We start from the raw sequence: 13,069 nt of genomic DNA on the forward strand, positions 1-13,069 counted from the left end.
GGCAGTCAAGATAACGCCGGCCGATCCTCTGGCGTTGTGAAAACATCGCCAGCCCCCTATGCTCATTTGCTATAGCGTATGAAGTAGCCTTCCAGGATTGGCAAGCATGGATTTCCGGCAGCTCAGGACCTTCAGTTGCGTGGCGGAGCTCGGCAGCCTCTCCAAGGCGTCCGACACGTTGCGTGTGGCGCAGCCGGCGCTGAGCCGGCAGATCAAGCTGCTGGAACACGAGCTGCGCACCGAATTGTTCACGCGCAACGGACGCGGCATGGTGCTGACGGAAGCCGGCCGTCTCCTGCTGGCACGTACCTCCGGCATCGTGCGGCAGATCGACCAGATCCGCGACGATATCCAGTCGACCAAGGGGCCGCCGTCCGGCCAGGTTGTGCTCGGCCTGGTTCCGACCGTGAGCTGTGTGCTGTCGGCGCGCTTCGCGCGGCGCTGCGTCGAAAAATTTCCCGGCATTTCGCTGCGCATCGTCGAGAGCTACAGCGGCCATCTCGTCGAATGGCTGCATCGCGGCGAGATGGATCTGGCCATTCTCTACGGCCGCTCCGCCGATCTGCATCTCAACGTGGAGAGCCTCGGCCGCGACAACATCGTCGCGGTTGGTCCGCGCGGCTGCGGCCTCGGGCGCAAGAAGAGCGTCGATGTCGGCTGGCTGCTGCGGCAGCGGCTGGTGCTGCCCAGTCATTCCCACGGTCTCCGCGCGCTGATCGAGCACGCCGCCGCCCAGCGCAAGATCAAGCTGAACGTCCAGCTCGAGGCGGATTCGTTCCGCGTGCTGACGAGCCTGGTCGAGGAAGGCCTTGGCTTCGCGCTGCTGCCGCCCTCGTCGGTCCACGGCGAGGTCGCCGACGGACGGCTGGAGACCGCGCCCGTATCCAAGCCGATGACGCGCGAGCTCATTTTCGCCTCTCCGATCGACCGCCCGGCCTCGACGGCGTCGCTCGCCATCACGACGCTTTTGCGCGAGGAAGTCGCGGCCTGCCGCAAGGAAGGCCTGTGGGACATCAAGTTGAGTTAGATGCACGCGTGTCCTAGAACAGCCGCGCGCCAACTTGCCTTCGCATCTGGCGCGACCTGTCATGCCGGAATTTTATAGCTGGACCGGATGAAGAGTGAGGAGCGTGCGCTCCCAGCCTCACCCTCAGTGTCATCGCCCGCGAAGGCGGGCGATCCAGTATTCCAGAGCCGGCGCGGCTCGAGCCGAGAGGCCGCGGCGTACTGGATGCCCCGCCTTCGCGGGGCATGACAGTGGGGCCTACCCCGGAATCCTCACCGGCAACGACTCATAGCCCTTGATGAAGCTCGAATAGATCCGCTTGGGTTCGCCGACCACCTCGATGCGGTCGAAGCGCTTCAGCATCTCCTCCCAGACGATCCGCAGCTGCAGCTCGGCCAGCCGCATGCCGACGCAGCGGTGGATGCCGAAGCCGAACGAGAGGTGGGTCCTCGGGCGGGGGCGGTCGATGATGAAGTCGTTCGGCTTCTCGAACATCTCCTCGTCGCGGTTGCCCGAGACGTACCACATCACGACGCGGTCGCCCTTCTTGATGTGCTTGCCGCCGATCTCGGTGTCGGCAAGCGCGGTGCGCCGCATATGCGCCAGCGGCGTCTGCCAGCGGATCACCTCGGGTACCATGGAATCGATCAGCTCCGGATTGGCGCGCAGCTTGTCGAACTGGTCCGGGTTCTCGCTCAGCGCCAGCACCGAGCCGCTCATGGTGTTGCGCGTGGTGTCGTTGCCGCCGACGATGAGCAGGATGATGTTGCCCATGAGATTGTCGGGGTCCATGAAGCGCGTCGCATCATTATGTGCCATCAGCGACAGCAAATCGTTGCGCGGCGCGGAATTGACGCGCTCGTTCCAGAGCTTGGACATGTAGGCGTAGCATTCGTCCATCTCGCGGCGGCGCTCTTCGGCGGAGGCGACGATGCCGCTCTTGGGCAGCGCGGTCGCGACGTCGGACCAGCGCGTCAGCTTGCGGCGTTCTTCCCAGGGGAAGTCGAACAGGGTCGCCAGCATCTGCGTCGTCAGCTCGATCGAGACGCGCTCGACGAAATTGAAGGTCTCGTTGCGCGGCAGGTTGTCGAGCACGGTCTGCGAGCGCTGGCGGATCAGTTTTGCCAGCTCGTCCAGATGCGTCGGCGTGAACATCGGCGACACCGTCTTGCGCTGCGCCGAATGCTGCGGCTGGTCCATGGCAATGAAGCTCGGCCAGTCATAGCCCTGCGGCACGTCGCGGATCCCGATGCCGCCGAGCGTCGAGTCCGAGGAGAAGATGCCGTGACTGGTGTCGACATGCATGATGTCGTTGTACTTCACCACCGACCAGTACGGCTCGATCGGCGCATTGGTGCAGTAATGCACCGGCTCTTCCTTGCGCAACCGCTCGAACCACGGCCACAAGGTGTCGTCCTGGAACAGCCGGGGTGCGCCGGGGTGGAATTGCGCCAGCGGCGTCGCATAGGCCTCCTCGCGGGCCCTGCGCATGCGTTCGACGTTGTCGGTCTTGACCGGAGTCTGGATGTTCATGGTCGTAGCTCCAGTGTTTCTCTTTCTCCCCGCAAGCGGGGAGAGGGAGTGATCTCACGCCGTGATCTTCACCGGCAAGGTTTCAAGTCCCTTTACGAAACTCGAATAGACCCGTTTGGGTTCGCCGACCACGTCGATATGGTCGAAGCGCTTGAGGATCTCTTCCCAGATAATCTTGAGCTGAAGTTCGGCAAGCCGCAAGCCGACGCAACGGTGAATGCCGAAGCCGAAGGACAGATGCGTGCGCGGGCGGGCGCGGTCGATGATGAAATCGTAGGGCTTTTCGATCGCTTCCTCGTCGCGGTTGCCCGAGACGTACCACATCACGACCTTGTCACCTTGCTTGATCTGCTTGCCGCGGAACTCGAAGTCGGCAAGCGCGGTGCGCCGCATATGCGCCAGCGGCGTCTGCCAGCGGATCACCTCCGGCACGAAACTGTCGAGCAGGCCGGGGTTCTCGCGCAGCTTGCGATACTGCTCCGGATGCTGGCTCAGTGCGTAGATCGATCCCGACATCGTGTTGCGGGTGGTGTCGTTGCCGCCGACGATCAAAAGGATGAGATTGCCGAGGAAGTTTTTCGCATCCATGTCGCGCGTCGCGGCGCCATGCGCCATCATCGAGAGCAGGTCGCTCTTCGGCGGCTGCTCGATGCGTTCCTTCCACAGCCGCGCGAAATAGCCCGCGCATTCGGTCAGCTCGGCCTGCCGCTCGTCTTCGGTCGCGACGAGGCCGTCGGGGCCGGGAATGGTGGTCGCGATATCAGACCAGCGCGTCAGCTTGCGGCGGTCCTCCCAGGGAAAGTCGAATAGCACCGCGAGCATCTGCGTGGTGAGCTCGATCGAGACACGATCGACCCAGTCGAACACCTCACCGCGCGGCAGATTGTCCAGGCACTCGGCCGAACGCTCGCGGATGCTGAGCGCGAGATTGTCCAGATGCGTCGGCGTGAACATCGGCGCCACGGTCTTGCGCTGCGCCGCGTGGCGCGGCGGATCCATCGAGATGAAACTCTCGCGGCGCAGGTCCGGGTCGATGTCGCGGATGGTGATGCCGCCGAGCGCGGAAGCCGAGGAGAACACCGAATGGTTGGTCTCGATCTCCATGATGTCGTTGTAGCGCGTCACCGACCAGTACGGCCCGAACATCGAGTCCTTGCAATAGTGCACGGGATCCTCGCGGCGCAGCCGATCGAAATAGGGCCAGAACGTATCGGTCCTGAACAACTCGGGATCGCCCGGATCGAACTGCTCCAGCGGCAGTGACGTGGCGCGCGCGCGTAGCTCGTCGAGCTTCGCCGCGCTCTCGATGGTCCCATGCATGACCGCTCTCCCTGACATGAACCGCGCGTTCTCGTTGAATTCTGCGCTGCGGTATTTGATTTGCAATTACAGCCGGTTGTCTGCGTCGGAGCAAGGGAGACTTTTGCCACATCCAACCTTTGCGAGAGGTGGCTAGATGCGTAGCCCGGATGGAGCGGCGCGAAATCCGGGATTCCGGCCGCCATTGGCGCTGTCCCGGATTACGCTCCGCTCCATCCGGGCTACGGATCAGCAACCGTCACGCAGATGTGTCAACGTGATCTCCCGCACCCCCGCGCCTGCGGAATCATGCGAGAAATCGAGGTAAATCGAACCCAGCCATCTTGGGGATCGACCAAATCTCTGATCTATAGTTTGACCGTATCAGGTCCGCACCCCGAGGTTGCCGCCGTGAACGACATGCAATGGGCCCCCATCGGGTCCGAACCCTTACCCCCGCCGCTGCCGCCCACGCGGGTCGATTTCACCGGCAACCGCTCCGAGTTCCGCAAAATGGTCACCAAGGGTGCCATGCTTGAGCTCGTCACCTTCGGCTTCTACCGGTTCTGGCTGGTCACCGACATCCGCCGTCATTTGTGGACGAACACCGCGGTCGACGGCGATGCGGCCGAATACACCGGCCGGGCCAAGGAGCTGCTGATCGGCTTCCTGTTCGCGCTCGCGATCCTGGTGCCGATCTACCTCGCTTATTTTCTCATCGGCATCGAGTTCGAGCGCTGGCAGGGCTTTGCCTCGACGCCGCTGTTCATCAGCTTCTATGCCTTCGGCCAGTTCGCGATTTTTCGCGCGCGGCGCTATCGCCTGACGCGCACGGTCTGGCGCGGCGTCCGGTTCTGGATGGACGGCTCGGGCTGGGCCTATTCGTTCCGGGCCATGGCGTGGGGCCTGCTGGTGTTTCTCACCCTCGGCCTGGCGCTGCCCTGGCGCGAGGCGTCGCTCGAACGCTACAAGATGCGGCACACCCATTACGGCGATCTCTCCGGCGATTTCGAAGGCGACGGCTGGACCTTCTTCAAGCGCGGCTGGTGGCTGTGGCTCTTGAGCCCGATCGCAATCGTGATCTTCCCGCTCGCCCCGTTCTTCTATGCCGAGTTCAAGGCGCGTGAATGGCGCTGGTGGCTCGACGGCATCCGCATCGGCGGTGTCAGTCTGTCCTCGGAGTTGCCGCACAACGCGTTCTACGGCCTGTACTGGAAAGTGATCGGCTGGTGGATGCTGCTTTCGACCATTTTCGCCGCCTATATGGGCGGCGGTGCCTTGCTCGTCGTCCAGCTGAGTGGCGTTCCGGCTGATCAGGTCTTCGGCCCCGGAAATGCCGGCAAGAGCATCCCGATGCTGGTCATGATGGTGATCGGCTATTTCGCCGTGGCGCTAGCGATCAACATCGTCATGCGGGTCTATCTGCAGCGCGATCTCTGGGCCAAGGTGCTGGAAACCGTCGAGGTGCATAACATCGGGGCCGCGGCGGATGTACGCGGCAGCGGTGAGCTTGCCAGCGCGCTCGGCGAAGGCTTTGCCGATGGGCTCGATGTCGCGGGATTCTGATCTGTGAGTGAGTTGTCCACCGAGGTTCCGGCGCAGTCCGCCAAGCCGACGATCTTCTTCGACGGCGTGTCGAGCCGCAGGCGGGAGGTGTCGCTGGCGCTCGGTGACGCGCTCGACATCGTCGAGGAGGGCGGAGCGCCGGTTCGCTGGACCTATGCCGACATTCGCCGCGCCGACAGTCCGGCCGGGATATTGCGCCTGGCCTCGACATCCGCGCCGCCGCTGGCGCGGCTTGAAATTCGCGACGCCGCGCTCGCCGCCGACGTGACCGCACGCTGCATGCGTATCGACGAGCACCAGACGTCGCGCCGCGGTGTCGCAAAAATCGTCGGCTGGTCGGTGGCCGCCGCCGTCTCCATCGTTTGCGTCGTGCTGTTCGGTGTGCCGCTCGCTGCCGACCGGCTCGCGCCGCTGGTGCCCAAGCCGATCGAACGGCGCATCGGCGACGCCTCCGAAGTCCAGGTGAAAACCATCTTCGGCCGCAAAGCGTGCGAGGACCCCGCGGGCAAGGCCGCGTTCACAAAACTGGTCAATCGTCTGCGCGATGCCGCCGGCCTCGACGACGATTCCATGACGGCCGGTGTACTGCCGACCTCGGTGCCGAATGCATTCGCGCTGCCCGGCGGCAAGGTGTACGTGCTGAGGGGTCTGGTCGACAAGGCCGAAAACCCCGACGAGCTCGCCGGCATCCTTGCCCACGAACTCGGCCATCTCAAGCATTACGACAACATGCGCGGGCTGATCTACAACGGCGGCACATCGTTCCTGATCGGCCTGCTGTTCGGCGACGTCACCGGCTCGAGCGCCGTGATCTTCGCCTCGCGCAGCGTGGTCGAAGCCTCCTATTCGCGCGAGGCCGAGACCGCTGCGGATACGTTCGCGATCGAGATCATGCACAAGCTCGGCCGCTCGCCGAAGCCCGCGGCCGAATTGATGTTCCGCATCACCGGCAAGGAAGGCGGCTCCGGCCTCACCACGATCCTGGCGAGCCACCCGCTCACCGAAGACCGCCTCGCGCGCATGACGAAGGAAGATCGTCCCGCCAGCGGCCCGCCGCTGCTGACGGACAAGGAATGGCAGTCGCTCAAGCTGATTTGCGGCAGCGGGAAGATCTAGAGCGTTTTCGAGCGAAGTGGCGACCGGTTCGCGTGAAGAAAACGCGGCAAAAAAAGAGCTCCGCGCCTACCGCGTCCCGTAAGCGCGGTCGCCGGCATCGCCGAGGCCCGGCAGGATAAAGCCGTTCTCGTCGAGACCCTCGTCCACTGCAGCCGTCCAGATCGGAACGTCGGGATGCAGTCCGCGCAGCCGTTCGAGCCCCTCAGGGGCCGCGATCAGGCAGGCGAGGCGGATATCCCTGGCGCCGCGCTCCTTCAGCCGGTCGATCGCGGCGACGGCCGTGTTGGCGGTGGCGACCACCGGGGTCACCACGATCGCCAGGCGCTCGCTGAGGTCGGACGGCGATTTGAAGAAATACTCGACCGCGGCAAAACTGTGCGGCTCGCGGTAGAGGCCGATATGGGCGACGCGCGCGGTCGGCACCAGATCCATCATGCCGTCGACGAAGGTGGTGCCGGCGCGCAGCATCGGCACGAACACCAGCTTCTTGCCGGCGATCTTGGCCGAATGCATCGTCGCCAGCGGCGTCTCGATGACGGTATCGGCGAGCGGCAGATCCCGCGTGATCTCGTAGCACAGCAGCATGCCGATCTCCTTGATCAGCTCGCGGAAGGACTTGGTCGAGATGGACTTGTCCCGCACCAGCGTCAGCTTGTGCTGCACCAGCGGATGATCGACGATCGTGACGCCTTCCATGAAACGCTCCTAACGAAATGCACTTGGGTGAAACGCGACGGGCCGTTGCTTCTTCCCTTCTCCCCCTGTGGGAGAAGGTGGCATAGGCGGCCCTTGGGCCGCCGTTCTTAAGAACGCCGATGCCCCGCATCGGCTACGGCGCCGGATGAGGGGTCTCTCTCCACGAACTCCAATGAGAGATGCCCTCGCGGAGACAACCCCTCACCCGGCTTCGCTTTCGCGAAGCCACCCTCTCCCACAGGGGGAGAGGGTTTAAAAAACCGTGCCGTCGCTGATCACCTTGAGCGGCGGTGCGCCATCCGGCCGGCGCGCGAAGGCGATGGCGCGGCCGGCAGCCCAGCTGCCACCTTCGAGAATGCTCGCGAGGGGCAAGGTCTCGGGCGTGCGGCCGAGCCTGGCGCGGACGCTGCCCGCAAGCCGGTCGAGCAGCGCGACGGTGAGCGCGCGCCACTCTACGACGAGCAGGGAATCCACCGCATGCGCGCGCTCGGCATCGCCGGGATCGCGCAGGCGCAGTACCTCGTGATCGACGAACAGGCCGCCATTGCGGTATTCGGCGAGCCCGGTGAGGCCATCGATGTCGGTGACGTCAAAGCCGGCGCGCTGCAGCGGTTCGATCAGCGAATAGCTCAGCCATTGCGACAGCTTGTGCAGGGGTACGAGGCCTGCCGTTGCGTCGTCAGCCTTGATGGCCGGGTGACGCCAGCAATCGCCGAGCGGAATCCCGGCGAGCTCGAGCCGTGACGGCCAGATCGCTCCAAGCTGGTTCAGCACTGCGGACAGGATGGCGGGCGCGGCGACCGCGCCGCCCGCAGCCTGTGCCGCGATGTGATCGAACAGGCCGCCTGGCCGCGGCGTATCGTGCAGGCCGAAAATGTCCGCGCGCTCGGCAACCAGCTTGCCCAGACGTCGCAGCAGATCAGTGCGTCCGTCGAGACCGAGCAGCGGATTGGCATCGCTCGCCTGAAAGGCCGAGATGAGGGAGGCCAGCGGTAGTTTCGCCAGCACGTCTGCATCGGCCCTGAGCGGCGCACGCGCATCGCCGGAGAACAGGCCGGCTGCAAACATGTCGAGGCTTGCGATGGCAAGCCCCTCCGATCGGCCGATACTTTCGCCGGTCACGGCATCGCGATAGCGCCACGTGGCTCCCGCACCTGCGTCGAGCAGCACGCTGACGATGGCGAGGTCGAACTCCGCGCGCGCACGTGCCGCGCGATCCGGCCACGATACTTTGTCGGCAAGGCCCGCCCAGCGATCGACGCCGCCGAGCACGAAATGCCGCCAGCGGGCATGGAAGGGGATATCCAGCGTCGGATAGGCTTTGCGCGTGACCGCGACCACGGCATCCGCAACGCCATCCATCCGATCGAGATCGATCGTGAAATGATTGAGCCCGCCGGCAAGGCCGATCTCGAGCATTTTGCCGGCACGCGCACGAACAGCTCCAGCGCTGAGCAGGGAGCGGGCCTGTTGTTCCAAAGCCTCCGCCATCGCGCGATCAGTACTTTTCCAGCGAGCGCCCGACCACGCCGTTCACGTCCTTCTCCGGCGCGATGTCGGTCGAGTAATAGCCGGCAGCCTTTTTCGCGGCGATCTCGACATGGGCGTCGGCCGGAATGAGCTCCAGCGGGATCGGCACGCGCTCCACGATGTCGATGCCCTGCGAGGTCAGCGCGTCATGCTTCATGTCGCTCATCGACAGGAAGCGGTCGATGCGCTTCAGGCCGAGCCAGTGAATGGTATCCGGCATCAATTGCTGGAAGCGCGCGTCCTGGACGCCGGCAACGCATTCGGTGCGCTCGAAATAGGCGGCCGCCGCGTCGCCGTCTTCCTGGCGCTTGCGCGCATTGTAGACCAGGAACTTGGTGACCTCGCCGAGCGCGCGGCCTTCCTTGCGGTTGTAGATGACGAGCCCGAGCCCGCCCTCCTGCGCGCCGCGCGCGGATTCCTCGATGCCGTGGATGAGATAGGGGCGGCAGGTGCAGATGTCGGAGCCGAACACGTCGGAGCCGTTGCACTCGTCATGCACGCGGCAGGTGATCTTGGTGCGGTGGTCCGGCAGCTTTGTCACATCGCCGAACATGTAGACGGTGGTGCCGCCGATCGGCGGCAGGAACACCTTCATGTCCGGCCGGGTGACCAACTCGGGGAACATGCCGGCGGTCTGCTCGAACAGCGTGCGCCGCAGCTCGGTCTCGCCGGTGCCGAAGCGCGTCGCAAGGCCCGGCAGGTACCAGACCGGATCGATCGCGATCTTCACCACCGACACGCTGCCATTGGCGTGCACGACCTCGCCGTCGGCGCGCAGCCGTTTTGCGGCGAGCGCCTCGCGGATCTCCGGCAGGTCGAGCCGCGCGCGCGTCACCGCGATGCTCGGCCTGATGTCGACGCCCTCGGCGATGTCCTTGCCGAAATTCTCCGCGACGAGATGCCCCCAGGGATCGAGCGCGACGATCTTGTCGGGATCGCGCCATTGCTCGAACGGCCCGATGGTCGCGGCCGGAAAGGTGTTGGTGAGGTCGGGCCGGCGGATCGGATCGAGCGCGCCGGCGGACACCGCGAGCGCCCGGTACATGGCGTAGGAGCCGCCATGGCTGCCGATCACGTTGCGATCCCCAGCGCGCGATACCGTGCCGATGATCGGCCCCCGGGCGCGTGCGTCGGCTGCGCCCCAGTGAATCGGAAACGCGGCCTTTTTGCCCGGCTCCGGATGGGAGGTCAGGCGGATGTGATCGGTACGGTTCGCGCGGCTCATGTCCAGGCTCCCAAAAAGCCGACGGCCCGCCGCTCGGACGGGCCTGGCTCACTTGCGTTGCCGGTGCCGAACACCGGCGACGCGAGCTCAATCCAACATATTGTAGCGGCTGGCGACGACAGACAAGTTAATGGTTCCCCGCCGGGCAGGCGACCCTGGCCAAATTCCCGTCACTGACGGGCAGGTCCGGCTCGCCTGGATGCCGCTCCTTCGCCCCGGCCGAACCTTGCTATTCGATCCGCGCGATAGGTCTAAGGATTTGAAGTAGTTATATTTTTTATGTTTTCAAGAGGGCGGCGCGGCGGTTGCGCCACCGCGGTGCCGTGGACTGGACCAGACCCACATAATCGGACAAATCGTATAGATCGCCTCTCGCCTGGAGACTGCCATGCCCACCGCCAGCTACATCGACCCCCGTAACGGACGGCTCTATCCGCTGGACCAGCCGCGCTGGTGCTCGGACGAGCGGACGCCGCTGCTGGTGACGCCGGGACCTGGCATATCGCGCGCGGACATCGACGGCGCCACGCGCTCGCTGTGGCGCTACCGGGCGGCGCTGCCGGTCGAGATCAAGAAGCCGATCACGCTTGGCGAAGGCTGCACGCCGCTGGTCCAGCAGGACTGGGGCGATTTGCGTCCGTTCTTCAAGCTCGAATGGTTCAACCCGACCGGCAGCTTCAAGGACAGGGGCTCTTCGGTGATGCTGTCGTTCCTGCGGCAGATCGGCGTCGACGCGATCCTTGAGGACTCCTCAGGCAATGGCGGCTCATCGATGGCGGGGTTAGGTGCCGCCGGCGGCATGCGCGTGAAGATCCTGGCGCCGGCCTCGACCTCGCCGGCCAAGATCGCGCAGGTGCGTGCCTATGGCGCGACAGTTCAACTCGTCGAGGGCCCGCGCGAGGAGTCTGAAGCCGAAGCCATCCGCCAGTCGAGCCAGACCTTCTATGCCAGCCACAACTGGCAACCGTTTTTCCTCGAGGGCACCAAGTCGCTCGCCTATGAAATCTGGGAAGACCTCGGTTTTCGCGCGCCGGACAATGTCATCGTTCCCGTTGGCGCCGGCAGCAGCCTGCTCGGTTGCGCCTTCGGCTTCCGCGAGCTGCTGAAAGCCGGGCAGATCGCGAAGCTGCCGCGCCTGTTCGCGGCGCAGCCGCTAAACTGCTCGCCGATCGATGCCAGCTTCAAGGCGGGTGTCGACACGCCGGTCGCCCGCGAGGTGAACAAGACCGTCGCCGAAGGCACCGCCATCAAGAATCCGCTGCGCCTGCGCGAGATCATCGGGAGCTTGCGCGAGAGCGGCGGCGGCACCGTTGCGCTGACCGAGGACGAGATCGTCGCCGCGTTGCGGCGTCTTGCGCGGCAGGGATTGTTTGCCGAACCGACCAGCGCCAGCGCGGCCGCTGCGCTTGAGAAACTCTCCGGCGCCGGATCGATCAAGGCGAACGAGACCACGGTCGCGGTCCTCACCGGCACCGGCCTGAAGGCCGCGACCACCGTCGCCGATCTCGTGCAGTAGGGGCGGAGGAGGCGTTCCGCTTACCCTCCCCCTCAGGTGGAGGGTAAGAAGTATCTACTCCTTCAGATCATTCACGCGCCTCACCCAGGCGCGCACATCGGCGAGCACCTGGGGCAGCACCGCCCTGACCTCCTGCACGGTCATGCCGGGCTTGATGCGGGGATCGTAAAGCAGGTTGAGGATGTACTGGTCGTAGACGTCGAAATAGCCCATCGACACATTGTCGTTGAACATGGTCCACGGCACGCTCGCGGTGTCGTTGATCGGACCGAGCGATTGCAGCAGTTCCTCATAGGCGCAATCGAGGAAGGTGAAATCGCCGTTGTCGACGGTGAGGATCACGTCGGAATGCTCGATCTCGAAATTGTCGTTCTTGCGGAAGCCGGACAGGCATTGCGGATCGAGCGAGGTGCGGATCTCGCGCGCCTTCTCCGCGCCGTAGAAGCTGGAAATCGTCCGAAACAGGTCGCGGTCGCGAACCAGCTTCACCCGCACGTTCGCGGCTTCGCTGGTGTCGATCATGGCGATGTCGAGATGCTGCACGCGCCTGCCGATGTCGGCCACGACCTTGGCGAGCTGCGTCTTGCGGTCGGCGCGCTCGCTCTCGGCGTAGACGCGCACCGGCCCGTCGAATTTCCGGATGCGGTCGACGCGGCCGGCGAGGTGGTATTCGGCGCCGAACGCCGTCTTCAGAAAGCCTTCGACGATCTCGCCGTCGGTAAAGCTCTTCTTCTCGGCGCGCTGGCGCGAGGCGATCGCGGGCAATTCGCCCGCGACGGCGATGGTAGCGGTGTCAGGGGCGAACGCGAAAGTGGCGAGCGCCAGCAGGGCGATGCGAAAGCCTGACGAAGGCGGGGCCAATGCGCTCATTACGTCCCGACGCTGCCGTATTCGGCAGCGACGCACAAGACCGCATATTCACGCGCCCTGCGGGTTCCCGCAGTTCGCCGACGGCTAGTTGTTGAGCACGACCACCTTGGTACCGACCGAGACGCGGCTGTAGAGATCGCTGACGTCCTCGTTGGTCATGCGGAAGCAGCCCGAGGACACGGCCTGGCCGATCGTCTCCGGCTCGTTGGAGCCGTGGATGCGGTAGAGCGTCGAGCCCAGATACATCGCGCGCGCGCCGAGCGGATTCTCGATGCCGCCCTTCATGTGGCGCGGCAGGTCGGGCCGGCGGGCCAGCATCTGCGACGGCGGCGTCCAGTCCGGCCATTCCTTCTTGGCGGTGATCCTGTGCACTCCGCCCCAGCGGAAGCCGTCGCGGCCGACGCCGATGCCGTAGCGCAGCGCCTGGCCGTTCTGGAGCACCAGATACAGGCGGCGCTCGCTCGTGTTCACCACGATCGTGCCGGGGGCGTAATTGCCGTTGTACATAATGGTGGTGCGGGGGATCGGGCTAGAGCCGCCGCGGAAGAAGCTCGGGCCGAAGCCCATGATCTCGCGCGAGTCGAACCCCTCGGCGAATGCGCCGCCGGCGGTGGCCGACAGCAGTGCGATGGCGGCAATCGGCGCGGCAAAAAATCGGATCATTGTTTCCCCCAGTAAAAAAATCGGATTCAACTGAAGTCACAGGCCATAT

General features: G+C 64.9%; 11 protein-coding genes. 4 read left to right on the forward strand and 7 right to left on the reverse strand.

The window, feature by feature from the left end; translation table 11 throughout:
• Nucleotides 1–106 precede the first annotated feature (106 nt).
• Nucleotides 107–1,027 (forward strand): LysR substrate-binding domain-containing protein, encoded by a 921-nt coding sequence (locus ABIB95_RS43645; protein ID WP_354248770.1) that lies wholly within the window; start codon nt 107–109, stop codon nt 1,025–1,027.
• Between the two features lie 237 nt (nt 1,028–1,264).
• On the opposite strand, the gene ABIB95_RS43650 is transcribed toward ABIB95_RS43645, so the two are convergent.
• Together ABIB95_RS43650 and ABIB95_RS43655 are read right to left on the reverse strand one after the other, a co-directional pair.
• Nucleotides 1,265–2,539: a cytochrome P450 gene (locus ABIB95_RS43650; RefSeq protein ID WP_354248771.1), complete on the reverse strand. Its 1,275-nt coding sequence runs from the start codon at nt 2,537–2,539 to the stop codon at nt 1,265–1,267.
• A gap of 54 nt (nt 2,540–2,593) precedes the next feature.
• Nucleotides 2,594–3,859 (reverse strand): cytochrome P450, encoded by a 1,266-nt coding sequence (locus tag ABIB95_RS43655; RefSeq protein WP_247315191.1) that lies wholly within the window; start codon nt 3,857–3,859, stop codon nt 2,594–2,596.
• A 390-nt stretch (nt 3,860–4,249) separates the two neighbouring features.
• Between ABIB95_RS43655 and ABIB95_RS43660 the strand changes: the two genes are divergently transcribed.
• Both ABIB95_RS43660 and ABIB95_RS43665 read left to right on the forward strand, forming a co-directional pair.
• Nucleotides 4,250–5,404 (forward strand): YjgN family protein, encoded by a 1,155-nt coding sequence (locus ABIB95_RS43660; protein WP_502917934.1) that lies wholly within the window; start codon nt 4,250–4,252, stop codon nt 5,402–5,404.
• 3 nt (nt 5,405–5,407) lie between these two features.
• Nucleotides 5,408–6,520 (forward strand): M48 family metallopeptidase, encoded by a 1,113-nt coding sequence (locus tag ABIB95_RS43665; protein WP_354248772.1) that lies wholly within the window; start codon nt 5,408–5,410, stop codon nt 6,518–6,520.
• Nucleotides 6,521–6,586: 66 nt separating this feature from the next.
• Here ABIB95_RS43665 and upp read toward each other — a convergent pair whose 3' ends face one another.
• The 3 genes from upp to ABIB95_RS43680 all read right to left on the reverse strand — a co-directional run bounded on the left by upp (nt 6,587) and on the right by ABIB95_RS43680 (nt 9,971).
• Nucleotides 6,587–7,216: a uracil phosphoribosyltransferase gene (gene upp, locus ABIB95_RS43670; protein ID WP_014492299.1), complete on the reverse strand. Its 630-nt coding sequence runs from the start codon at nt 7,214–7,216 to the stop codon at nt 6,587–6,589.
• A gap of 252 nt (nt 7,217–7,468) precedes the next feature.
• Entirely contained in the window at nt 7,469–8,707 is a 1,239-nt protein-coding gene (locus tag ABIB95_RS43675) for a URC4/urg3 family protein (RefSeq protein ID WP_354248773.1), read from the reverse strand.
• Between the two features lie 7 nt (nt 8,708–8,714).
• Nucleotides 8,715–9,971, reverse strand: coding sequence for a GTP cyclohydrolase II (locus ABIB95_RS43680; protein ID WP_354248774.1), 1,257 nt, complete (start codon nt 9,969–9,971; stop codon nt 8,715–8,717).
• Between the two features lie 388 nt (nt 9,972–10,359).
• Here ABIB95_RS43680 and ABIB95_RS43685 point away from each other — a divergent pair, with 388 nt between their 5' ends.
• Nucleotides 10,360–11,487, forward strand: coding sequence for a threonine synthase (locus ABIB95_RS43685; protein ID WP_354248775.1), 1,128 nt, complete (start codon nt 10,360–10,362; stop codon nt 11,485–11,487).
• 54 nt (nt 11,488–11,541) lie between these two features.
• Here ABIB95_RS43685 and ABIB95_RS43690 read toward each other — a convergent pair whose 3' ends face one another.
• Complete coding sequence (locus ABIB95_RS43690) at nt 11,542–12,357, reverse strand: DUF2927 domain-containing protein (protein ID WP_354248776.1); 816 nt, start codon at nt 12,355–12,357, stop codon at nt 11,542–11,544.
• An 84-nt stretch (nt 12,358–12,441) separates the two neighbouring features.
• Entirely contained in the window at nt 12,442–13,020 is a 579-nt protein-coding gene (locus tag ABIB95_RS43695; RefSeq protein WP_063985416.1) for a L,D-transpeptidase, read from the reverse strand.
• Nucleotides 13,021–13,069: the final 49 nt, after the last annotated feature.

The organism is Bradyrhizobium sp. LA2.1 (genome assembly GCF_040547725.1).
GTDB classification, from domain to species: domain Bacteria; phylum Pseudomonadota; class Alphaproteobacteria; order Rhizobiales; family Xanthobacteraceae; genus Bradyrhizobium; species Bradyrhizobium barranii.

Coding starts and splice junctions, on each gene's coding strand:
- ABIB95_RS43675 (WP_354248773.1), bottom strand. CDS start 8,707: ATGGCGGAGGCTTTGGAACAACAGGCCCGCTCCCTGCTCAGCGCTGGA.
- ABIB95_RS43645 (WP_354248770.1), top strand. CDS start 107: ATGGATTTCCGGCAGCTCAGGACCTTCAGTTGCGTGGCGGAGCTCGGC.
- ABIB95_RS43655 (WP_247315191.1), bottom strand. CDS start 3,859: ATGCATGGGACCATCGAGAGCGCGGCGAAGCTCGACGAGCTACGCGCG.
- ABIB95_RS43680 (WP_354248774.1), bottom strand. CDS start 9,971: ATGAGCCGCGCGAACCGTACCGATCACATCCGCCTGACCTCCCATCCG.
- ABIB95_RS43650 (WP_354248771.1), bottom strand. CDS start 2,539: ATGAACATCCAGACTCCGGTCAAGACCGACAACGTCGAACGCATGCGC.
- ABIB95_RS43695 (WP_063985416.1), bottom strand. CDS start 13,020: ATGATCCGATTTTTTGCCGCGCCGATTGCCGCCATCGCACTGCTGTCG.
- ABIB95_RS43690 (WP_354248776.1), bottom strand. CDS start 12,357: ATGAGCGCATTGGCCCCGCCTTCGTCAGGCTTTCGCATCGCCCTGCTG.
- ABIB95_RS43685 (WP_354248775.1), top strand. CDS start 10,360: ATGCCCACCGCCAGCTACATCGACCCCCGTAACGGACGGCTCTATCCG.
- upp (WP_014492299.1), bottom strand. CDS start 7,216: ATGGAAGGCGTCACGATCGTCGATCATCCGCTGGTGCAGCACAAGCTG.